This window comes from Sporosarcina sp. ZBG7A (assembly GCF_000813425.1).
Lineage (GTDB): Bacteria > Bacillota > Bacilli > Bacillales_A > Planococcaceae > Sporosarcina.
In genome coordinates this window covers 38,620-61,409 of sequence record NZ_JWIB01000025.1, presented here as the reverse complement: position 1 = coordinate 61,409, position 22,790 = coordinate 38,620, and the positions used below count along the sequence as shown (strand labels likewise).

The window sequence follows — 22,790 nt, the reverse complement described above, 5'->3', positions numbered from 1 at the left end:
CTTTCTTGACGGAATACCACTTTCTCTGGGTTATGAGCACTTTTCATGTTTTATAATCACTTTCCCAGGGTTATGAGCACTTTTCATGTTTTATGATCACTTTCCCAGGGTTATGAGCATTTTTCATGTTTTATGATCATTTCCCCAGGGTTATGAGCACTTTTCTGTTTTATAAACATCCCTTCTCAAAATCTCCTCTATAAAGACCTACAATCCAAAATTTAATTCCCTCTCAATATTTAACCGCAATTGAAACGGTAGGTATATCACTGGCCTACTTTTAATCCAAGTCAATTTTCAATAATTGCATCCTCTCCGTAAACAAACTTCGATAGGACAAAAATCCGAGCAACACACTCGTCATCGCTGCAGTTGCAAGTAACAAAAACACAACAAGTAATTGAAATTGAACCGCCTGGACCGGATCCGCTCCTGCGATGATTTGTCCACTCATCATTCCTGGAAGTTGTACAAGTCCAATTGTCTTCTGGCTTTCAATCGTTGGAATCATGCTCGCCTGAATCGATTTCAGTAACTGCCGATTGATGGATTGCTTGGGAGTTCCGCCGAGAGATAAAATCAGTTCGCTTTCATCACGATGCGCTTCCACTTCAGCAGTAAAACGGTTTAAAAACAAAATCGCAAGAACCATTGAATTCCCGATCACCATACCACTTAATGAAATAATGTATTGAGCGGTCGCAGGAACAATATGTAATCCGAGCAATACAGTTTGCGTCAATACTTCGATCGCCACAAACGTCACAAACAACTTCCACGTGATCCCTTTAATGGCTTTTCCTTTGTGCCGAGCATTTTGTACAGCGGCAACAATCATCAGCAGTACCATTAACATAATAAACATTGGATGTTCAGAATCGAACACGAATTTCAACACAAACCCTACCGCAATAAGTTGCACGGTGGAACGAAGTGTCGCAATAATCGTATCTCGTTCCAAGCCCAGATTCAGCGTTTTTGATAGCAATAAAGGGATGAAAACAAATATCAACGTTAAACTTAATGTCATCCAACTCATGACAACACCCCTCTCACAAACTGCTTCACATCTTCGTCTTCTGATGCAATAATATCTTCTTTAGTACCTACTTCACGCAGCTCGCCATCAACCATCACCCAGAAGTACTCCCCTATCCGCTTGGCCTGTTCCAAATTATGAGTAATCCAAACGATTGAAATCTTTTCCATCTCATTCAATTTCACAATCAAGTCTTCAATCTCTTGAAGGGAAGAAGGATCAAGAGATGCTGTGATTTCATCTAACAACAAGATCTTTGATTGATTTAATAACGTACGGGCGATGGAGACTTTTTGCTTTTGCCCCCCTGAGAGCCCACGAGCATCTCTTGTGAGAAGAGACGAAGGAAGTCCAACACGTTCCATGGTGGCAATTGCTTGTTCATCGGATAAAGTTTTACCACGTAGCTGTAATGGAAGTGCTAAATTATCCAGGACCGTGCCTTGTACCATTGGAGAACTTTGGAGCACAATTCCAACATGTCTCCTGACTGACATTGGGGATTGCTCTTCAATCCGCTTACCATCTATGTAAATTTCACCTTCATTTGGACTGATGAGACCATTGCATAACTTTAACAATGTCGTTTTCCCGGCTCCAGAAGGTCCGATCAATGCGGTAATTTTCCCCGTTGGAAACTGGCCACTCACTTTTTTAATAATATCGGTATGATTCACACCATAGCTCACACGATCTAGCACAAGCGCGCATGATGGAGTCGAGGTATTACTAGTTCCTTGATTCAAATCATTCAAACTCCTATCGTATTGAACTTATTTTTCTTCCACACTTTAATTTTCCGGTTTGTTCCATCCAATGACCTATTGTAATTTTACCATTTCGATCAATAATCAAACCATACCATATCCATTTCTCTAAGGAGGTCTTACTATGCACAAATCTTTCATTTTCAGGAAAAGGCGGGTCACTCCTCCGGTTCTCATAGCAAGTAGTTTTTTGGTTACGATACTCATTGGGACTGCTTTGCTCAAGCTACCCTTTGCTACAACTGCGCCGATAACTTGGACCAACGCACTATTTACTGCGACATCGGCAACAACCGTAACAGGTCTAAGTGTCTTCGACGTCGCTACTACGCTTACCCTTTTCGGTGAAATCGTGCTCCTTGCTCTCATCCAAATTGGTGGGGTTGGATTAATGGCTTTCGCGGTTGCGCTTTTAATGATTCTCGGACGAAAAGTGGGCATGAAAAACCGCATATTTCTCCAAGAGTCCTTTAGTCAACAATCGATAGGAGGAACCGTCAAATTTCTGAGAAGTATTTTGAGATTTGTATTCATAACTGAAGGGATTGCTTTTATTTTGTTATCCCTCGTATGGGTTCCCGACTTAGGCTGGAAACACGGTCTTTACTACAGTCTATTCCATGTCGTCTCCGCTTTTAATAACGCGGGATTCTCCTTGTTTCCTGACAACTTAGTAGGGTTTGCTGGTGACCTTCCCGTCACACTTATACTATCTTCACTCTTCATCATCGGCGGCCTTGGGTTTACTGTTGTCATGGAAGTAGTTTCAAAACGGTCATCTAAGAAATGGTCACTTCATACGAAAATGATGCTCGCTGGAACGCTAACCGTCAATCTCATCGCTACATTCTTATTTTTCGCTCTGGAGTATCACAATACGAAAACAATCGGCAACATGTCTTTCGGGGATAAAGCATTGACCTCCTATTTTCAAGCAGTCACCCCAAGGACTGCTGGTTTCAACATGGTACCTATCGGCGATATGGAGGACAGTTCTCTCTTGCTAACATTGTTGTTAATGTTCATCGGTGGAGGGAGCGCTTCTACGGCATCCGGTATTAAACTGACGACGTTCATCGTCATTGTAGTCGCGACACTTGCGTATTTTAGAGGGATGACCGAACCTCACCTATTCAAAAGAACGATCAAATCAGAAATCATTTTTCGCTCTCTTGCAATTGCTGCGGTTAGTTCCATGCTCGTATTCACAGCGTTTTTCTTGTTAACTGTTACGGAATCGTTACCATTCCTCCCATTGTTAATTGAGACGGTGTCGGCGTTTGGTACAGTAGGACTGTCCGTTGGGATCACGGGAGACTTGACCCCTGCAGGCGAATGGATTCTCTGTGCCGTGATGTTTTTAGGAAGAATCGGACCGTTGACACTATTTTTCCTACTGATTCGCCCTAAAAAGGAAACTTTTAAGTATTCATACGATCGCGTTATTACAGGATGACAAAAAGATACCTCCATATGCCTGCTTAAGCAGATGTATGGAGGTATCTTTTTGGTATGTGGTCAACCTCGATTCTACAAAGAAATGTAGAGGTGCAATTTTATAGTATTATGAGCACTTTTCACGGCTTATGAGCGCTTCGCCGAGTTTACAGTCAATTAATATTTTACTTTGCAAACGTTTTGCAGATTCCTCTCAAAGCTAGTCAATTTTCAATAAATCGTAAGGCGTAATAATCCCGATTAATTTTTCATTGTGCGCAGCGGTATCTGTAATCAAAAGCGCTTCGAGACGCGTTCCTCTGGAGATTGCCCGTTTGAAATAATCCTCCGCTTCGTACACAGATAGATCTCTTCTGACAAATTCAAACGATTCTTTACGTTTTTCATAGTTGTAGACGTCAGACAATGTCGGTATTTCCCGGGAAATAGAATCTTCTGTCGATTGGCCTGCTAACCAATAAGTAATACCAGCAGCTGTAATGAGACCTTTAAAGTTCCCATCTTCATAAATGGGAACTTGACTGAACTTGTTATCGCGCATTAGTCTAAGAGCCATAGTCAGGGAGTCTGATGCTTGTAGCGTATGAACCTTACAGCCGAACAAAGCTCCTACATTGAGCGGGTTACTCACTTTCCGTTCGATCAGTTCAATGCGTTCCACAATATCGTCGTGGGGTTCAGCAATAACATAGTCTACACCTGTTCTATGATGGACAATAGCATTCCGCAAATCACCAAACTCCCGTAAATCTTCCTCATAATTACGAACTACTGAATTTTTGATTTTTGCCTTTTCTACTAATCGATAAAACGGCAAGAAGCCAGTCTCCTCTATCTTCTTCACAAGCGCTTTTTCGATTCGATTGTAGGCAATTATGAACCTATCTGAATTTTTGACAGCCATACTTACAGGTCAACTCCTTTCAAAAAGTATACCCTAAAAGAACTGTAACATTACAAAAGCTCTGCCCCCATTAAAGGAGGCAGAGCTTAGTGTAATACTTATTCGGCAACACCCATCTGGTACAACTCAAGGTCTGAACTAGGATCGATTGAGTAGTTAACGACGCGTTTGTTAGCTGATTTAAGTGCATAACGGTATACAGTTGGAGCTACTGGTACATCTTCAAACATAAGCTCCTGCCACTGATCATAAATATCTTTACGATATTCTAGGTCAAATGCCTCTTCCGAAGTACCTTTCTCCAACAACTCATCGTTCTTTTCACTAGTGTAGCGAGTGTAGTTGAATGAAGCTGTGCGGCCATATAGACCAGATGGATCTGGATCAGAACCAGTTCCCCAAGCACCTTGGTAAATATCGATTTTCGGATCATCGTTTTCTACCATGTCATAGAATGCGTTGAAGTCGTGTAGACGACCGTCAACTAGTTCAACTTTCAGCCCAATGTCAGCCCAGTTTTGCATATAAGCTTTTGCAATTGGCTCAGCTGTTTCTCCGCCTGACATAGAAGCGAAGTTGATGACCAATTTCTCACCTTTTTGGTCTTCACGGAATCCATCTCCGTCTGTATCTTTGAATCCTGCTTCTTCAAGAAGTTCTTTTGCTTTTTCAGGATCATATGGACGTCCTTCAATTTCTGTGTTGTGGAAGCTTTCAAACACAGGGATGATTAAAGAAGTTCCCGGGAAACGAAGACCGTGGTATAGTTTTTCACCGATCGTCTTGTTATCCATTGCATGCCACATTGCTTGACGAAGTTCTTTACTAGCCATTTTTGCATTTGGATCTGTTACGTTTTCTTTCTTAGTTGCATCCCATTTACCTTGTTTAAAACCGATATACGTATAAGCAAGATCCACTTTTGCTAATAACTCAATGTTGTCAACATCTTTAACTGTTTCGTATTGATCTGCAGGGATACTAGCAAGGTCGATATCGCCTTTTTTTACTGACTCAACAATTGTTGATGAACTAACTACTTTTTGTACAATTGACTTAAGAGCTGGCTTGCCTCTCCAGTAGTCGTCATTACGTGCGTAAAGTACAGACTCGCCTGGTACAATTTTTTCAATTTTGTAAGGTCCGAAACCGATTGGATTTACACGAATTTTGTCTGAAGACTCAAGATCTTTAATTGTTGTTTCACCAGTCATAAGATCTCCAACGTGGTGACGTGGTGTTGCATAAGACCAGAATCCTGAAAGGATAGATGGTGAAGCTACATTGAAAGTGAATTCCATCTCTTGATCGTTGATAATTTTAATACCAGAGATTTCTTTTGTTTTACCTTCATGATACTCAGGCATACCTACTACGTTTTCAATCATGAAATCGTAACGGTTACCAGCATAATCCGGGTGTCCAAGAATCTCATAAGAGTAAAGAAGGTCGCTTGTTTTAACCGGCTCTCCATCATGCCATTTCACGCCATCTTTGATTTTTAAAGTCAACTTTTTGTTATCTTCAGATAGTTCGAATGTTGCAGCACCTTCGTTAGTGATTAAGTAGTCACCATCCGTGTCAAGTAATGCTTCATCGAAATATCCAAGAATTTCGGCATCATACGTACCAGAGTAAAAGTTATAGTTCAATGTCCCTTCGAATGGCTCATCTGCAACCATTGCGATTGTCATTTCCCCATCTTCAATTGCTTCAGAATCGTTTGATACACCTAGAGGGAAATCGATTTCTGCTGCATTCTCAGCTGAACCTTTTTCAGTAGTCCCCTTACCTTTTCCTTTGTCCGTTCCTTTTCCGCCATCTGCACTATCGTCGCCACTACAAGCAGCCAAGAACACACTGAGCACGAGCATTAGACTTGCCAGCAACATAAAACTTCTTTTCTTCAATTGTCTTACCTCCCCTTTTTTTTAAGCCAATCTTTGTCTCGCATCCGACGCGCGCTTCACCGCTTGCCCGATGTAATTTATACACAGCATCATTACTAGAATTAGTAATGCTGCGGGTAACCAAACCCATGATTTGTTTTGGAGAATGTCTGGATTCGTAGCAAACGAAATCAGTGTCCCAAGGGACGGTGTGCTTGCTGGAAGTCCAAATCCTAAGAATGTTAAGCCGGTCTCAAGACCGATGTTCCCAGCAAGAGTCAGAGTCATATTAACGATGACAAGCGAACTTAGGTTCGGGAACATTTCGAAAAACATGATTTTCCAACTTGGTGTGCCAAGTGTTTTGGATGCGTTAATATAATCCAATTCACGTTCTGCAAGTCCTTTAGAACGGATCAGCCTGGCTTTTTGGAACCAGGCAAACGCACTCATCATGAGAACAAATGACAAAATGGAATAATCCGGAACGATAACAATGAATACAATAATGAACATTGTACTTGGCAGAACCATCAGAAAATCTATAATTCTCATAATGACATTATCAATCCAACCGCCGAAGAATCCCGCGATTAAACCGATTGTTAAACCGAAGAGACCCGCGATAACCGTCACACTGAGCCCGATTGTAAATGAGTTGCGTGTTCCGAGCAGCAACTGCCCGAAAACATCCCGTCCTCCGTCATCCGTACCCAGCCAGTGGGCTTCGGAAGGCGCCTCCCACGTTTCAAGGAAATTTACCCGTTGAAGTTGTTCCTGATCAATAAACAGCGGTGAACTATAAGCAGTTATCAATATGCCAATCAGCAGAACTAGGGAAATCAACGCCATTTTGTCATGTCTGATTTCTCGCCATATCGTTTTTGCAAGAGATGGATTGTTCGCTTTTTCTTTGGCAATTAGTTTTTTATCATCAATTGTTACCATTTAGTATTCCTCCTCATTCGCTTTTCCTATTCAATCCGGATACGTGGGTCTATGGCACTCAGAATGATGTCTGAGAGCATCGTACCGACAATAACAGCAGTACCTGAAATCATAACGATTGCTGTTGTGACAGTGAAGTCACGTCCTGTGATAGATTGAATGAAGAGCTGGCCAAGGCCTGGATAACTAAATATCATTTCCAAAAATATCGAACCGCTAATCAATCCTGTAATTTCATAGCCCAGGAATGCGGCGATAGGAAGCATAGAATTACGTAATATGTGGCGCGTATATACTTTTCCTTCTGGAACTCCTTTGGCACGCGCCGTTTTCACGAAGTCTTTAAGTTTTGTATCAATAATATCGTTTCTCAAATATTGGATAGTACCAGCTGTTGCAAGCAGGGCTCCTGACATCCCTGGTAACACTAAGTGTTTTAATTTACTGAGATAGAAATCCCATGTTCCTACTTCCAGCCTCACATCGACACTGTTTCCTGTAGGGAACCAACCGAGTACAAAACCGAAGAAGAACAGCATAAGCAAAGAGAAAACAAACAAAGGTGTAGCGAATGCAAAGTAGTTATAGGTGACGATCAGTTTATCAGACCAGGAGTCAGTCCATCTACCGGCTATGATGCCCAGTGGGATTGCAATTATATAAGAGACAATCAAAATGAATAGTGACAATGTAACTGTATTGGTCACGCGTCCTGCAAGAAGCGATGTAACAGGCTGTTTATGAGTATAGGAGCTGCCTAGATCACCTTGAACTGCTTTTCCTACCCAAGCTCCATACTGAACATACCAAGGATCATTCAAGCCATATTGTTCACGAATCTTTTCCACTTGTTCGGGTGTTACGTTAGGGTTTCCCATAAATGCGCCTGTTACTGCATCTCCTGGCATTTGCTTTGCCAAGATGAAGATGATTAGACTTAACAGAAATAGTTGTGGAATCATGACGAGCAATCGCCGAAAGATAAATTTAACCATCGCTTACATACCCCCTTGCTGAACAGCAACTGAATGTGTAGGAGTAAGCGGTTTCAAGTCGAACATCCGACCGTCTTTATCGAAATAGCTATCATACTCTGTCCTGTAAGCGGTGTTGATTTTATTACGTAATTCCATTTTCTCGAAACGTTTTGCAGGATCCATCTCTGGGATAGCAGCAATCAATCGTTTTGTATAAAGATGCTGAGGATTCGTGTAAACATCTTCTGCAGTGCCCTCTTCGACAAAACGGCCTTTATACATAATTCCAATTCTGTCACAAATATGTTTAATAACCCCGAGATCGTGGGATATGAATAAGTAAGTCAATCCAAAGTCTTTTTGAATTTCTTGCATGAAGTTCAAGACCTGGGCCTGTACGGAAACGTCCAATGCAGAAACTGGTTCATCGGCAATGATCAATTTAGGGTTAAGCATAAGTGCCCTGGCGATTCCGATTCTCTGACGTTGTCCTCCCGAAAATTGGTGTGGATACTTATAGATAGATTCTGGACTTAGACCAACGCGCTCAATCATGTTTTGCACGCGGGTCAGCTCCTCTTTAGGAGAAAGCCGCTCAAAGTTGCGCAGGGGTTCAGCAATTATATTCAAGACGTTCTTTCTTCCATTCAATGAAGAGTATGGGTCTTGAAAAATCATTTGGATATCACGGATATGCTTTCGACGATCATGTCCATTCATATTGGCGAGATTATCACCATTAAACAAAACTTCACCGCCGGTTGCTTTGTTTAGTCCAATAATTGCACGGCCTGTTGTTGTCTTTCCACAACCAGACTCCCCGACAAGTCCGTACGTTTCGCCCGGTTCCAGTTCAAAACTGACCCCATCAACTGCACGTACTTGATCGACCACTCGGCGGAAGAAACCACCTCTTATCGGAAAGTGTACTTGCAGATTATTTACATTAAGTAGTGACATAGTTTTCATCCTCCACTCGTTCTTCCGGGAAGTGGAATTCCTTGTAACACGTACAGCGTACAAAGTGACCTGGTTCCACTTCATGGAGCGTCGGTTTGTCTTCATGTGCATCCTCAGAAATCCATGGGATTCGTGGAGCAAATCGGCATCCTTCGCGATCTAGTTTTTGAATCGATGGCACAATACCTTCAATAACATGTAGTTCTTCTTTATCTGTCATGTTAGAAGGAATCGAGCTCAAGAGTGAGCGGGTATATGGATGTAGCGGATTCGAAAACAGTGTATTTACGTCTGCAATTTCTACAAATTCACCTGCATACATTACCGCTACTCGATTTGCCATCTCTGCAACTACTCCCAGATCATGTGTGATGAGGATAATACCAGAATCTGTAATGCGTTGGAGCTCTTTCATTAAATCCATAATTTGAGCTTGAATTGTTACATCCAACGCAGTTGTAGGCTCGTCTGCAATCAGCATCACTGGATTACAGGCTAGTGCAATTGCAATCACAACGCGTTGTCTCATCCCACCTGAAAGTTCATGTGGGTATTGTTTGTAGATTCGGTTGGCATCTTTTATACCGACCTGTCCAAGTAACTCCAGCACTCGTTTCTTTTTTGCAGCACTAGATAGTTTCATATGGTAATCCATCGGCTCTGCAATTTGTCGGCCGATTGTTGCGAGTGGGTTAAGAGCTGTCATTGGATCTTGGAAGATCATGCCCAAGTCTTTCCCACGGATTTTGTTCAACTTTTCTACTGGCAGGTTTAGAAGATTCTGCCCTTTCAAGTTCACTTGACCTTCTAGTTTTGTAGTCTTCGCATTATGAAGACCTATAATGGAGAGTGCTAAGGCACTCTTTCCACATCCAGATTCACCGACAATCGCCACGACTTCATTTTTATGAACCGATAGTGAAACACCGTCCACAGCTGCGTAATAGTTCCCTTTAATGTTAAATGATGTTCGCAGATTCTCAATTTCCAAAACTGTCTCAGCCAAAGTGGTTCCTCCTTGCCCTTGGTAATATGTACAAAAAAAGGTTGATTTAATTTTCAGACTTTATAAGCTTTTTCAACTATACTACACAACTTTTATGTTGGCAATACTATTTTTTCAGAATACCAAATACATAGATTATTTCAACTATGACAAATCAATGACGAACTCTGTAACAAAGCGGACTTAGACAATATAATTCCTTATGAACTTTTTTTAAATCTTTTTAACTGCTGATAGAAATCCCTTTGCCTGGCTAGTTTGGATTTTCGCAACCTCCTTATTGGTTGATCCCACGAGACTGAGAAATTCTCCATTACTTTAGAAGCATCTCCCCAACAATCTTATTCCACTCAGTTCAATCGTTCGATGTTTTACGACATTTCGCGACACGAAAATCCACTTCACTATAATAAATTGAGTTAATTTTCATCAGAAAGGGTTTGAATACAAATTGTGACTCCTTTAAGTAACTCATCTAACGACCAACCTGGTATTTTACCATGTTGCATTGCCAACTCAAACGAAGCAGGAATATGCAAAAAGCCTGATGGCATATCCGGTCTATGGTGGGCCGCCCAATGAAGTCCTGCATACATTACGTTATTACACAAATAAGTTCCTGCAGAATTAGATAGTGCAGCTGGCAGTCCTGCATCAGATAATCGGTTCACCATTTTGCGGATCGGTAGAGTTGAAAAATAAGCAGGCGGTCCTTCTAATTCAATAGTTTCATCCATCGGCTGATGCCCTTCGTTGTCAGGTTCGCCATCTTTTACATTGAGGGCAACCCGTTCAGGGGTCATTTTATAACGTCCGCCGGCAAGCCCAAGTGATAAAACTGCATCCGGAGTTTCTTTTTCAATATAATTGAGCAGCTCCTCACCGGATGCATTAAAATTCACAGATAAGATTTTCCCGCAAATCTTATAGTCTCCAATAACCGTTCCATCCAATTTTTCAACGAGTTGCATTGTTGGGTTCACTGGGAATGAGAGAAATGGTTCAAACCCTGTAAGTAGTAATTTCTTCAAGTTAAAAATCTCCTTTACACTTGCAACTGCTTTGCCTGTTCATTAACTTCTTTCATTAAAGACTCATCATGTAAGTGACACGCGACAAAATGTCCCTCATCTTTTTCTAACCACTGCGGTTTATGTGTGGCACAAACATCCATCGCATAAGGACACCTAGTTCTGAACACGCATCCCGAAGGTGGGTCAATCGGACTCGGTAACTCCCCTTCCAATAAAATACGTTTTCTCGATTCCTCTATATCTGGGTCTGGGATTGGTATTGCTGATAGTAAGGCTTCTGTATAGGGATGCAAAGGCTTCCCATAGAGCTGATCGCTTGTCGTCAACTCTACTAAATGACCTAAATACATAACGCCTATCCGATCTGAGAGGTATTTCACCATCGATAGATCATGTGCAATGAATAGATAGGTCAACCCTTTTTCGCGTTGCAACCGTTGAAACAACATGACAACTTGCGCCTGGACTGACACGTCCAATGCTGAAATGGGTTCGTCAGCAATGATAAATTCAGGGTCGAGGGCGAGCGCTCTTGCAATACCGATCCTCTGTCGCTGTCCGCCTGAAAATTCGTGAGGATATCGGTTGGCATGGTCTCGATTTAACCCTACATCTTCCAGCAGCTCATTTACGCGTGCACGCAATTCCTTTTTAGACTTGTACATATTATGGATTTCCATTGGCTCTGCAATGATCTCATAAACTGTTGAGCGTGGATTAAGAGACGCATAGGGGTCTTGGAAAACCATTTGCATCTTTTTAAGAAACTGTTGACGTTCTTTGTCGTTCATATCGTGGACATTTTGCCCTTCAAATACAACCTCCCCGTCTGTTTTGTTATAAAGCCCTAAAATTGTACGTCCCGCTGTCGACTTTCCACAACCTGACTCTCCTACAAGACCAAACGTCTCTCCTTTGTAAATATCAAAACTAAGTCCATCTACCGCTTTTAATGTCTTACCTTTACCTACATCAAAATGTCTTTTCAAGTCTTTTACAGATAGTAATACTGATTGGGAATCTGTCATCATTGTTCCTCCTCGTTTCCAGACGTTCTGTGATGTGATAGCCAAGTTGAGTCAATCTGTACACCGAGCCCTGGCTCATTCGGTAGATGAACCAGTTGTTTTGTATAGGTAACGCCTCCAATTACAGGATCACCATTTAGCATAAGGGGTGCATCAAAATCACAACGCGTAATATTCGACTGACTCGCAGCAAAGTGAGCTGCTGCCGTGATTCCCAGTTTCGTTTCAATCATGCTGCCAGTCATACATTGGACTCCGTAACTTTCAGCGAGTGCATTGATTTTCAATGCTTCATGGATTCCACCTGACTTCATCAACTTGATGTTGATCAAATCTGCTGCGCCACATTGCAGGACACGTAACGCATCTTTTGGTGAAAAAACGCTTTCGTCTGCCATGATAGGCGTCAATGTATTTTGAGTCACAAAAAGCAATCCATCTATATCCTCCGCATGGACGGGTTGTTCGACGAGTTCAATCTCAAGACCGGCATCTTCCATCGCGGCGATCGTTCTGATCGCCTCTTTAGGCTGCCAACCTTGGTTAGCATCCAGGCGAATCTTGACAGTATGACCCACTCGATTCCGAATTGCTTTGACACGCTCAATATCGAGCTCTGAAGAACCGGTTCCGACCTTCACTTTCAATGTAGTGAATCCATCTTCTACGTACTGGTGTGCGTCGTCTCCCATCTCTTTTGGATCATTAACACTTACCGTAAAGTTCGAATCCAACTTATTCCTGTGCCCCCCTAGGAGTTGATAAAGAGGGAGTCTTGCAAGTTGACCAAGGAGATCATGTATCGCCATATCGACTGCCGCTTTAGCGCTAGTGTTTCTCACAATTGTTTTATGTAGAACCGCGAAAAGTTCGGATCGGTTACGAATATCCATCCCAATCAGTTTAGGAGCCAAGACTTCTTCAATTGCATATGCAATGCTCGCCATGGAGTCGCCTGTAATCACATGAGTTGGTGGAGCTTCTCCCCATCCGGTTTTTCCATCTTCTGTCGTAACCTTTACATAAGTTGAGTAGGCAGTATGAACGGTGCGCAATGCCGTTTTAAATGGTTTTCGTAATGGAACAGCAACTGTTGCAAGTTCAATCGAGTGAATCTTCATGTACACGTTCTCCTTTCTCGCCTAAAACGAACAAAACTGTGTGCGTCGAACACTCGGCGCACACAGTCTCCCCTACTTATTCTTTGTCAGCGTATTTCAGGTCGAGATAGCCGACTGGGTGACGGAGAATCCCTGTAACACCAGGCTTTTCTAATGTTGACTGATTGTAATAGTAAAGTGGAATTACCGGCATTTCGTCCATGAGCACAGTGTCAGCCTGTTGCAACAACGTCCAACGCTTGTTTTCGTCTGTTTCATTTTTAATAGCTTCAATCAACTTGTCATAATCAGTATTTGACCAAGTCGTACGGTTCATCGATGAATCTGAAATGAAACTTTCTAAAGCGTTTACAGGATCTGCATAGTCATGCAAGAAAGATGAACGAGAGAACTGGTACTTGAACTCTTTCTGATCTGCAAGGAATACTCCAGCTTCTACGTTTTGTAACTCAATGTCCACACCAAGGTTTTCTTTAAACATCGATTGCAATGCAACCGCAATTTTTTGGTGAGAATCACTTGTAGAATACGTTAATGTTACCTTAGGTAATTCTGTATATCCTTCTTCCTTCATGCCTTCTTCAAGTAATTTCTTCGCTTCTTCAGGATTAAACGAAACTAGGTCTCCTGCAGACTCACGGAACTCTTTGCCATCCGGCCCGATGAATCCGTAAGAAACGAAACCATGTGCTGGCTTTTCTCCATTTTTAGTGACGAATTCTACAATATCTTCCTGATTAACCGCTCCACCGAACGCTTTACGGATTTTCTTGTTCGTGAATGGCTCCATAGATGTGTTGAATCGGAAGAAGTACAATCCTGCTTGGTCTTCTAATTTAACCTCTGGATTATCTTTCAAGTCTTCAGCAATTTCAGACGGGACATCCGTACTATCCAACTCATCAGACTGGTACATTTGGTAAGCAGTTGTAGACTCACTCACCATTTCCCAGTTCACTTTGTCGAGCTTAACTTTGTCTGCATCCCAATAGTTTTCGTTCTTTTCAAAAACGAATTTCACGTCATGATCCCATGAAGCTAATTTGAATGGACCATTGGAAACGAATGAATCTGCTTCTGTAAACCATTTCGGATTGTCAGTCGCTACTTTTTCATTGATTGGGAAAAAGCTTGGGTTCGTGATGATGTTCAAGAATGCTTCGTTTGGAGCTGTCAGCTTCACGACGAATGTTTTCTCATCAGGTGCTTCGATTCCAATGTCTTCAACAGTTCCTTCACCGTTGTTGTAGTCCTCTGCGCCTTCAATAAAGTATGCAAGGAATGCTGCAGGAGATGCTGTTTCAGGGTCGAGCATATGTTGCCAAGCGAACAAGAAGTCGTTTGCTGTGAGTGGATCGCCATTTGACCATTTTGCGCCATCGCGGATAGTGAATGTATATGTCAAACCATCTTCAGATACATCGATCTTTTCTGCAGAAGCTTCTTCTGCCAAGTGATCTTCTGACAAACGAGTGAGTCCTTCCATCAAGTTGTTAAGGGCACTCCAAGAAACTGCATTAAAGCCTACGGACGGGTCAAACGAAGTAGGTTCTTCGCCGTTGTTCAAGTAGAGGACTTTTTCTTCGGCAGGCTTGTTGTCCTTGCTGTCTTTTCCTCCTGTGTCGGCTTCTGGCTTCTTGCCTGCTTCTTCGTTTGCTGTACAGGCTGCGAGTACTACGAGTAGTGCAGTAAATAATACAAACTTGATCCACTTCTTCAATGTGACTTCCCCCTTTTTTATAATGAATCCTTTGATGCCCAGTAAATAAAGTTAGAGTAAACAGCGTTAATTCCCACTACAGAGAATGATAAATACGGAACCTACCATTTAAAGTAAAGTCTTTTAATTAATTACGGATTGGGCTCTTGGGTCTTGGAGCCAGCAGTCTACGGTGTGCTGGGTGGTGAGTTGTGTTGTTGCTGGGTAAACACGTTCGCATACTTCCATGGCGAAGGGACATCTTGCAGCGAAGGGGCAACCTTCGGGTGGTGCGAATAAGTCCGGAGGTGTACCTTCAATTGGCTTCAACTCTTCTTCTTGCAAGTCGAGTCGAGGTACTGAGTTCAGTAGACCTTGCGTGTATGGATGCTGCGGGTCGTAAAAGATCTCCCGCTTATTCCCGATTTCAATGATTTTCCCTGCATACATGACTGCGATGCGATCTGCAATTTTCGCGACAACACCGAGGTCGTGAGTGATTAGAATAATCCCTACGCCAGTTTTACGTTGGATTTCATCGAATAATTCTAGAATTTGCGCTTGGATCGTAACATCCAATGCAGTAGTCGGTTCGTCTGCGATGAGCAATTCAGGTTCGCAGATCAAAGCGATTGCAATGACGATCCGCTGACGCATCCCCCCTGAGAACTGGTGAGGGTATTGTTTGAGTCGTTCTTCCGGATTCGAGATTCCTACAAGGTTTAGCATTTCAACGGCTTTCCTTTTCGCTTCTCCACGTGACACCTTATGATGTGTTCGTAATCCTTCCATTAATTGTTCTCCGATTTTCAATGTCGGATTCAGCGCTGTCATCGGATCTTGGAAGATCATCGAGATATCTACGCCTTGGATTTCCCGCAGCGCTTTCTTGTTCAGTTTGGTCAAGTCTCGATTTTTGAAAAGAACCTCCCCATTCCGAATCCTGCCAGGTGGTTGTGGAATAAGCCCCATAATCGTATTTGCTGTCACGCTTTTCCCGCAGCCTGATTCTCCAACGACTGCAAGAGTCTCCCCTTTGTACAGGTCGAACGAAACACCTCGGATTGCTTGCACTTCGCCGCCAAACGTCTTAAAAGAAACTTCCAAGTCTCGTACGGAGAGCATTATTTCTTGTGAAATTGTTTTCTTCTGCTTTCTATTCTCTTCTGTGGCGATGCCTGAACCAGGTTGATGCTCCTTTATAGCAGGGGCATTTTCCAAGCTGGACGCATTTGCCAACTGTTGTCCTATCACATCCATTACCCCCTCAATTTCGGATCGAGCGCATCCTGCATACCATCGCCTAGTACGTTAAAGGCAAACATCGTAATGGAGATGAAGAATGCTGGGAAGAATAAGCGCCACCAGTCACCAGATAGAATTACTGGGAGGGCATCATTCGCCATTACACCCCAACTTGCATACGGCGCTTGAATGCCAAGGCCGAGAAAACTTAGAAAGGCTTCCGCAAATATCGCACTCGGTACAGTGAGTGTCATTTGAACAATGATTGGGCCCATTGTGTTCGGAAGCAGGTTTTTACGGATAATACGCGGTGTTCGCGCACCAAATGACTTCGATGCGGTCACGAATTCAAAGTTTTTTATTTGCAGGACTTGCCCGCGAACGATTCTGGCCATTCCAACCCAGCCTGTAATCGTCAGTGCTACAATGATTGTTGTTAGACTCGGGCCCATCACAACCATTAACAAAATGACTACGAGTAAATGAGGGAGTCCGTAAAGAATTTCAATAATCCGCATCATAATGGAATCCGTGCGGCCACCCTTGTATCCACTAACACCTCCGTAAATAATGCCAATGAAAAAGTCAATGAGTGCAGCCATCACACCTACGAATAACGAAATTCGAGCACCATACCACGTTCTTGTGAAGACATCTCTCCCCATTTCATCAGTTCCAAACCAATGGGCCGCACTCGGAGCCATGTTTTGGTTTCGTAAATCCGTTGCAGTTACTTCATACGGAGAAAATACTGGACCAAATATTGCAAGTAGCGTGAGGATAACTAGGAACACTAATCCACCCATTGCTAGCTTATTCTTTCGTAATCGTCTCCAAGCATCTTTCCAATAAGAGAGCGAAGGACGAACGACAGCTTCTGCCTGCTTGCGGTCTTCTCCTTTTTTCCGGAACCAATCATCTGGAATTGAGACTCTCGGGTCTTTGGTAACCATTACACTTCACCTTCCTTTTTGTGAAGCTTAATGCGAGGATCCAAGAATCCGTATACGATATCTACTAAAAACAGCATGAATACTAGGAATGCACTGTAGAATACAGTAGATCCCATAATGACGGGATAGTCACGATTGTTAATGCTCTCGACGAAGTACTTCCCCATTCCAGGGATTGCAAAAATCTTTTCGATAACAAATGTCCCCGTCAAAATCCCTGCAAGCATTGTCCCCATGATAGTAACAACCGGCATGAGCGCATTTCGTAAGGCGTGCCTCGCTACAATTCGGAAAGGGCTTAAGCCTTTTGCACGCGCCATTTTAATGTAATCTTGCGTCAACACTTCCAACATACTGGCACGAGTAAGACGTGCAATTATGGCAGTTGGGCCTGTAGCTAGTGCAATAACCGGTAAAATCATATGCTTCGGACTGCTCCACGTCGCTGGTGGTAGTAGATGCCAGTTCACCGCGACTTGCTGAATCAGAAGTGTCGCAAGAACAAAGTTTGGGATTGATATCCCCACAACTGCGAAGGTCATGGCCATATAATCAATAATTCCATTATGACGAAGTGCAGCAAACGTACCTAGAATAATCCCTGAGATAACCGCGACGATAATTGTCGCCATTCCCAGTTCAAAGGAGATTGGGAACCCTCGTGCTAGTAGCGTATTCACGGATTCATTCGGTTTTTTTATAGACGGACCATAATCGAACGTTACAATAGATTTCAAGTAATTCAAGTATTGAATTGGCATTGGTTGATCCAACTTATAAAACTTCTCCAAGTTCGCTTGGATGGTCGGATTGGACGTGCGCTCTTCGTCAAACGGTGAACCTGGGATCGCCCGCATGAGTACAAATGTAAGCGTGGCAATAATTAGAACGGTGATAATCATCATGATGAAACGCTTCAATATGTATAGCGGCACTCTGTTTCCTCCTTAACAAAACTTCGTTTGCATCGCGAGCTCTGTCATAACGAGCATCGCACGATAGGCTTCAACAATATCTTTTGCTTCATAGCGAACAATTGTAGTTCCTTCTTCTATCACACATCCTGGCATCATTGCAGCCCACTCCGCTTCTCCATAATTCGTAAATTCGATACGCATGACGGGGTTATCAGGCGCTTTCAGCGGTTTAATTTCACCACGTTTTTCAAGCGCTTCTGCCATTTTCTCTTTCAGCAACACTTGTGCTTTTTTGGGATGTAACGTCCTTACAGATGAACGGGAAATGGACTTTTTCACTGCAGCTGTTACGACACCTGGAATGAGTTCTTCTGCCTCCTTGCATGCTCCATCATCACCGGCTACCATTAGGACTGGAACGCCGAAATGACCTGCAACATAAGCATTAAACCCGAGTTCTCCAACTACAACGTCATTGATAAAAATATTTCGAACACCAAAAATCATCGTATGGCTCATGACTCCAGGTTGTCCTGCCCGGGCATGATAACCTGCGAACACAACACCTGTATAAGTTTCATCCAACGACTGAACCATTGAAAGCGGTTTCACTTCACCGGTTATTAACTCCACATCCGGATGCATCTCTTCAACTAGCAAGTTATTCATCTTTGAATGACTATCATTCACAAGCACTTCTTGTACACCTTTTTCAAATGCTGATGACGCAATCGCATTCGCTTCTTCTGTCATAATACGTCTAGCACGTTCATAATTATGACGATGTGAATCTACAAACGTCTCATCCGGTAACCCAGTTATGCCTTCCATATCCACGGAAACAAATAATTTCATACGGTCCTCCAAACATCCAACAGAAAATAGAATCTGTCTGATTTTATTGTCAATTAACAATAACAAAATATTTTCAAAATAACAAGATAATTTAGTATAATGAAATTATGTTTACTAGTTTTTAATGTTTTAGCAACACTATTGTGCCAACAGTGAGAATTCGAAAATCTAATAGTATACTAGATACACGCTACGAAGGAGTTGGTATTACGTGAACAAATGGTTGTTAGTCGGGGGCACACTCGCACTTACAAGTTTGCTTCTGTTCGCTGCATATTTCCGGCTGGATGAAGGACAACCTACATGGGTTTATCAACTTCAAAATGCCTCCATTGAGAAAATTTCCCTGCTTCCTGTTAAATATGCAGTGATTGACGCAACAAAAGATGGGAGCGAGAGATATAGCAAGAAGGACATTGCGACTCTTAGAGAAAAGGGAATACGCCCCATTTCATATTTGAGTATCGGTGAGGCAAGCAGTTACCTCCCTTATTGGAAACCAGAGTGGGGTTCCCAACAAAAAGGAGTGTTGACCATCACCGATTCAGCTCCTGAATGGGTGGGTAACGTCGCTAATCCTGATTGGCCGGAAAGTGTAAAAGTTCGTTATTGGGATTCAGAATGGCAACAATATATGTTGGAGGAAATGAAAAAGATTCAAGACGCAGGATTTAAAGGGGTGTACTTAGACATTATTGATGCATACCTTTATTGGGGAGATTCAAATACGTATAAAGAAAATGGTGAGCAATCCTTTCCATCCGATCCCACGTCCAAAAAAGACGCAGCTGAACGAATGATTTCTTTCGTCCGAACTCTGTCTGCCGTTGCAAAAGAAAGGGATCCCGATTTTTTTATCATCCCTCAAAATGGTGAGGAATTATTGCAGTTTGACAATGGCTCCTATCTAAAATCAGTAGACGGAATAGGGGTAGAAGACATTTGGTTCAATGGGAGTAAAAAGAACAATTCAGAAGAAATCGAGGAACGTCTTAAGTGGCTTTCACAGTTTTCCAAGGCAAATAAGCCTGTATTTTCAGTAGACTATGTTAAAGGCGGCTATGCAATCAATCGCTATTACCGGCTATGCAGGAACGAAAAATTTTACTGCTTGGCTGCTGATCCGGATCGGTCACTTTCTTCCATAAAATCATTTGACTAGATATGAAGAGCTATGTAACAACCTTTTTAAAGTCAAACAATTGTACAATCAAATCAGAAGGTTTAATCTTAAATAATTACTATTGACACATAACTGTCGATTAAGTATGCTCGATTGGTAATTGATTTTCTCTAAGGACTCTGCTAGCGTTTATCCACACAACCGCTCTTCATAGAAACCTCCTTCGTACAGGTGGTTCTTTTAAATCGAAGAGATTCTATAGATCTTCATAAATCGTCATAACAGAGACCCTCCAGATATTGATTGCAAAAAATATAACAAGAAAAGAAGTGTGGAATAATGGCTAAGTCCAAGAAGAAAATCCACTACGCTTGGTGGACACTCGTAGCACTTTGTATTATTGTCGGTGTCGGAAAAGGTGCACTCAATAACTCTGCAGGCCTATTTATCCCAGAAGCTACATCAGATTTAGGTATTTCTACAGGTAACTTGACGATTTACTTTAGTATCGCTTCAATTGTGACAATGATTTTCCTCCCAATCGGTGGTAAAATCCTAGCAAAATATGATACTCGTGCTGTACTAATTGCTGCTATGATCTTACAAGCTGGCGCATTTGTTGCTTTCGGCTTCAGTAACTCGGTATGGGGTTGGTATATCTTCTCTATTCCATTGGCAGTTGGTGGTGTTTTCAATACAGTTATCGCAGGACCTGTTATTGTAAACCAGTGGTTTAAAAAGAAAAACGGTATGGCCCTCGGACTAATTGGAGCTTCTCAAGGACTTCTTGGAGCACTCGCACAACCACTTGTTGGTCGTACAATTGCAGAATCCGGATGGCGTACAGGTTATATTTCATTAGGTTTGGCAGCAATCATTATAGTCGTACCTACCATTCTATTCCTTATCCGTAAGTCTCCACAAGCTGTTGGAGTTATGCCTTACGGAGCTGATGAAGAACCGGAATCGGGAGCTGCAGTTGTAGACGCGGAAGCTGATAAAGGTATAACATTCGCGGTTGCTAGAAAGTCCGCTGCATTCTATTCATTATTCTTATTCTTCCTATTGATTGTATCGATTGCAAGTTTTGCTATCCACATCCCATCTTACATTGTCTCTCTCCCAGCTGGTTATGACTCTATTTTCGCTGGAAATGCAATGGCAGGATACTTAATTGGTGTGTTACTTGGGGCATTAGTACTTGGGTTCCTGGTTGATAAAATAGGTTCTCGTAACACAATCTATCTGGCATTGATCTTGGCAATTGTTTCTGTCTTCGGTCTATTGTATGGAACGAACAGTTCATTGCTCATCATTCTTTCCACTACATTGTTTGGATTCACTGTATCGAACTCGGTGGGTACACTAGCTCCAGCACTGACAAGCAGTCTGTTCGGTAGCCGTGAATATAGCCAAATTTATTCAACTGCTTCTTTAGGACTTGCAATTGCAGGAATTGTTGCTTTACCTGCTTACGGATACATCTTTGATATTACAAAGAGTTATAACATTGCTCTTTATATCTTGATTGTACTGCTTTTGATAAGCATTGTTCTTGTTGCGTATGCGTTCATTGGTAAAAAGAAACTTTTACAAGAAGGTCATTGGAAGTAATTCCTTAACATAATAAAAGCTGATACAATACTAGTTTTTCTAGTGTTGTATCAGCTTTTTTGTTTTCCACAAAGTCCAATTGTCGAATAATGTCACAAATTGTTTCACATGGAACAGTTAAGAAAACGGTGCTGGGTGTACAGTTAAACCATTTCGCCCTGTCGTTTCAACCGCTTGAGACAACGAATTCAAAATCGCTTCTTCCGTTACTTCCGCAGCAGCTTGAAATAGTTGGTTCATGATAGGATGACTATCGCGAAGTAATTGTACGTTCTCTATAGCATCTGGCCTGTCATGCAGCAATTTGTGTGCAGTAGAAAATGCAATCACTATATCTCCACTGCCGTTACTGTAATGACTTCCAGTTCGAGCAAGTCCAATCCCAGAACGTTTTGCGATTCGTTTTAACTGCCGGCTATCGATTGGAGCATCCGTTGCAAGGACAATCATAATCGATCCGTCTGCAGGTTTTGGTGCATCTGGTTGTATAATGGGTTCAATTTTCATATATCGGTCGCTCGCAAACTCTTCCCGCTTCCCAAAATTACTTAAAACGAGACACCCTATTGTAAATGATTCGGTAGACATTTCAGAGTGAACAACACGCGATGATGTGCCGATTCCTCCTTTATACCCGAAGCAAACCATTCCTTTCCCAGCACCTACCGCCCCCTCGTCAGATGGTTCAGTGGTTGCTATTTCAATTGCTCGCTCGGCATGAGTAGGCGTTATCGACAGCGCTCTAATTGAGTTAAGGCGACTGTCATTGCACTCCCCTGTCACAATGTTAACAGTTCCTGTCGTGTCTCCGATTTCCGGTGTCTTGTCGAGCAACCATCGAAGGGCTCCTTCTGTTGCTGCCGGAACACCGAATGTATTCGTCAACATAATTGGTGACTCGAGAACGCCTAGTTCATCTAACTGAATGAGTCCTGTCGTCTTCCCAAATCCGTTAATGACATAACTTGCCGCCGCAACCTTTTCCCTGAATGGATTGCCTAGATGAGGCAAGATTGCAGTCACACCTGTCGCTAGATGCTCCTCATTCTCTAACGGTTCATCGAGCGTTACGTGTCCGACTCGTACATTTGCAACGTCTGTAATACAGTTGTTTTCCCCGGTTAAAAGGGTGCCAATCTGAATACCTCGCGCTCTAATTTTCATTGGTTGTTGTTTTGGCATTTACATGGCTCCAGTCTATGTATAGTCTTTCACAAATGTTTCCACACTACGTTGTAAAAGGAGTGGTCTTT

The 22,790-nt window shown here is 42.4% G+C and carries 20 protein-coding genes; 3 read left to right on the top strand and 17 right to left on the bottom strand.

What is annotated here, in order from left to right; all coding sequences use genetic code 11:
- Positions 1-280 precede the first annotated feature (280 nt).
- Positions 281-1,039 carry an iron export ABC transporter permease subunit FetB gene (gene fetB, locus RL70_RS09960; protein WP_039043261.1) on the bottom strand — a complete coding sequence of 253 codons (759 nt, stop codon included), beginning with the start codon at positions 1,037-1,039 and terminating at the stop codon, positions 281-283.
- Entirely contained in the window at positions 1,036-1,785 is a 750-nt protein-coding gene (locus RL70_RS09955; protein WP_052245896.1) for an ATP-binding cassette domain-containing protein, read from the bottom strand. The genes fetB and RL70_RS09955 overlap by 4 nt, the downstream gene beginning before the upstream one ends.
- 145 nt (positions 1,786-1,930) lie before the next feature.
- Between RL70_RS09955 and RL70_RS09950 the strand changes: the two genes are divergently transcribed.
- Complete coding sequence (locus RL70_RS09950; protein WP_039043260.1) at positions 1,931-3,262, top strand: TrkH family potassium uptake protein; 1,332 nt, start codon at positions 1,931-1,933, stop codon at positions 3,260-3,262.
- 201 nt (positions 3,263-3,463) lie between these two features.
- Here RL70_RS09950 and RL70_RS09945 read toward each other — a convergent pair whose 3' ends face one another.
- From RL70_RS09945 to RL70_RS09880, 14 genes are all read right to left on the bottom strand, one after another.
- Entirely contained in the window at positions 3,464-4,168 is a 705-nt protein-coding gene (locus tag RL70_RS09945; protein ID WP_039043259.1) for a CBS domain-containing protein, read from the bottom strand.
- 98 nt (positions 4,169-4,266) lie between these two features.
- Positions 4,267-6,078 carry an oligopeptide ABC transporter substrate-binding protein gene (opp4A, locus tag RL70_RS09940; RefSeq protein ID WP_039043258.1) on the bottom strand — a complete coding sequence of 604 codons (1,812 nt, stop codon included), beginning with the start codon at positions 6,076-6,078 and terminating at the stop codon, positions 4,267-4,269.
- 21 nt (positions 6,079-6,099) lie between these two features.
- Complete coding sequence (locus tag RL70_RS09935; RefSeq protein ID WP_039043257.1) at positions 6,100-7,005, bottom strand: ABC transporter permease; 906 nt, start codon at positions 7,003-7,005, stop codon at positions 6,100-6,102.
- Positions 7,006-7,031: 26 nt separating this feature from the next.
- Complete coding sequence (opp4B, locus tag RL70_RS09930) at positions 7,032-8,000, bottom strand: oligopeptide ABC transporter permease (RefSeq protein ID WP_039043256.1); 969 nt, start codon at positions 7,998-8,000, stop codon at positions 7,032-7,034.
- Positions 8,001-8,003: 3 nt separating this feature from the next.
- Entirely contained in the window at positions 8,004-8,942 is a 939-nt protein-coding gene (locus tag RL70_RS09925; protein ID WP_039043255.1) for an ABC transporter ATP-binding protein, read from the bottom strand.
- On the bottom strand, positions 8,929-9,948 hold the full coding sequence (locus tag RL70_RS09920; RefSeq protein ID WP_039043254.1) for an ABC transporter ATP-binding protein: 1,020 nt from the start codon (positions 9,946-9,948) through the stop codon (positions 8,929-8,931). The genes RL70_RS09925 and RL70_RS09920 overlap by 14 nt, the downstream gene beginning before the upstream one ends.
- Positions 9,949-10,367: 419 nt before the next feature.
- The gene (gene pcp / locus RL70_RS09915) at positions 10,368-10,979 is read right to left on the bottom strand and encodes a pyroglutamyl-peptidase I (protein WP_039043253.1); all 612 of its coding nucleotides are present in this window, start codon (positions 10,977-10,979) and stop codon (positions 10,368-10,370) included.
- Between the two features lie 14 nt (positions 10,980-10,993).
- Positions 10,994-12,010 carry an ABC transporter ATP-binding protein gene (locus RL70_RS09910; protein ID WP_039043252.1) on the bottom strand — a complete coding sequence of 339 codons (1,017 nt, stop codon included), beginning with the start codon at positions 12,008-12,010 and terminating at the stop codon, positions 10,994-10,996.
- The gene (locus RL70_RS09905; RefSeq protein ID WP_039043251.1) at positions 12,010-13,131 is read right to left on the bottom strand and encodes a mandelate racemase/muconate lactonizing enzyme family protein; all 1,122 of its coding nucleotides are present in this window, start codon (positions 13,129-13,131) and stop codon (positions 12,010-12,012) included. Before RL70_RS09905 ends, RL70_RS09910 begins: the two co-directional genes overlap by 1 nt.
- A 76-nt stretch (positions 13,132-13,207) precedes the next feature.
- On the bottom strand, positions 13,208-14,851 hold the full coding sequence (locus RL70_RS09900; RefSeq protein ID WP_039043250.1) for an ABC transporter substrate-binding protein: 1,644 nt from the start codon (positions 14,849-14,851) through the stop codon (positions 13,208-13,210).
- Positions 14,852-14,974: 123 nt separating this feature from the next.
- Entirely contained in the window at positions 14,975-15,955 is a 981-nt protein-coding gene (locus RL70_RS09895) for an ABC transporter ATP-binding protein (protein WP_039043268.1), read from the bottom strand.
- A gap of 134 nt (positions 15,956-16,089) precedes the next feature.
- Positions 16,090-17,028: an ABC transporter permease gene (locus RL70_RS09890; protein WP_039043249.1), complete on the bottom strand. Its 939-nt coding sequence runs from the start codon at positions 17,026-17,028 to the stop codon at positions 16,090-16,092.
- Positions 17,028-17,963, bottom strand: a complete 936-nt coding sequence (locus RL70_RS09885) for an ABC transporter permease (RefSeq protein ID WP_125101015.1) — start codon at positions 17,961-17,963, stop codon at positions 17,028-17,030. The genes RL70_RS09890 and RL70_RS09885 overlap by 1 nt, the downstream gene beginning before the upstream one ends.
- A gap of 12 nt (positions 17,964-17,975) precedes the next feature.
- Positions 17,976-18,800, bottom strand: coding sequence for a M55 family metallopeptidase (locus RL70_RS09880; RefSeq protein WP_039043248.1), 825 nt, complete (start codon positions 18,798-18,800; stop codon positions 17,976-17,978).
- Between the two features lie 211 nt (positions 18,801-19,011).
- On the opposite strand from RL70_RS09880, the gene RL70_RS09875 reads away from it, so the two are divergent.
- Both RL70_RS09875 and RL70_RS09870 read left to right on the top strand, forming a co-directional pair.
- The gene (locus RL70_RS09875; protein ID WP_052245895.1) at positions 19,012-19,962 is read left to right on the top strand and encodes an MJ1477/TM1410 family putative glycoside hydrolase; all 951 of its coding nucleotides are present in this window, start codon (positions 19,012-19,014) and stop codon (positions 19,960-19,962) included.
- 300 nt (positions 19,963-20,262) lie between these two features.
- Positions 20,263-21,537, top strand: coding sequence for an MFS transporter (locus RL70_RS09870; RefSeq protein ID WP_039043247.1), 1,275 nt, complete (start codon positions 20,263-20,265; stop codon positions 21,535-21,537).
- Between the two features lie 117 nt (positions 21,538-21,654).
- Here RL70_RS09870 and RL70_RS09865 read toward each other — a convergent pair whose 3' ends face one another.
- On the bottom strand, positions 21,655-22,701 hold the full coding sequence (locus tag RL70_RS09865) for a P1 family peptidase (protein ID WP_039043265.1): 1,047 nt from the start codon (positions 22,699-22,701) through the stop codon (positions 21,655-21,657).
- Between the last annotated feature and the right edge of the window lie 89 nt (positions 22,702-22,790).

Coding starts and splice junctions, on each gene's coding strand:
- fetB (WP_039043261.1), bottom strand. CDS start 1,039: ATGAGTTGGATGACATTAAGTTTAACGTTGATATTTGTTTTCATCCCT.
- RL70_RS09950 (WP_039043260.1), top strand. CDS start 1,931: ATGCACAAATCTTTCATTTTCAGGAAAAGGCGGGTCACTCCTCCGGTT.
- RL70_RS09945 (WP_039043259.1), bottom strand. CDS start 4,168: ATGGCTGTCAAAAATTCAGATAGGTTCATAATTGCCTACAATCGAATC.
- RL70_RS09935 (WP_039043257.1), bottom strand. CDS start 7,005: ATGGTAACAATTGATGATAAAAAACTAATTGCCAAAGAAAAAGCGAAC.
- opp4B (WP_039043256.1), bottom strand. CDS start 8,000: ATGGTTAAATTTATCTTTCGGCGATTGCTCGTCATGATTCCACAACTA.
- RL70_RS09925 (WP_039043255.1), bottom strand. CDS start 8,942: ATGTCACTACTTAATGTAAATAATCTGCAAGTACACTTTCCGATAAGA.
- RL70_RS09910 (WP_039043252.1), bottom strand. CDS start 12,010: ATGACAGATTCCCAATCAGTATTACTATCTGTAAAAGACTTGAAAAGA.
- RL70_RS09905 (WP_039043251.1), bottom strand. CDS start 13,131: ATGAAGATTCACTCGATTGAACTTGCAACAGTTGCTGTTCCATTACGA.
- RL70_RS09895 (WP_039043268.1), bottom strand. CDS start 15,955: ATGCTCTCCGTACGAGACTTGGAAGTTTCTTTTAAGACGTTTGGCGGC.
- RL70_RS09890 (WP_039043249.1), bottom strand. CDS start 17,028: ATGGTTACCAAAGACCCGAGAGTCTCAATTCCAGATGATTGGTTCCGG.
- RL70_RS09880 (WP_039043248.1), bottom strand. CDS start 18,800: ATGAAATTATTTGTTTCCGTGGATATGGAAGGCATAACTGGGTTACCG.
- RL70_RS09870 (WP_039043247.1), top strand. CDS start 20,263: ATGGCTAAGTCCAAGAAGAAAATCCACTACGCTTGGTGGACACTCGTA.
- RL70_RS09865 (WP_039043265.1), bottom strand. CDS start 22,701: ATGAAAATTAGAGCGCGAGGTATTCAGATTGGCACCCTTTTAACCGGG.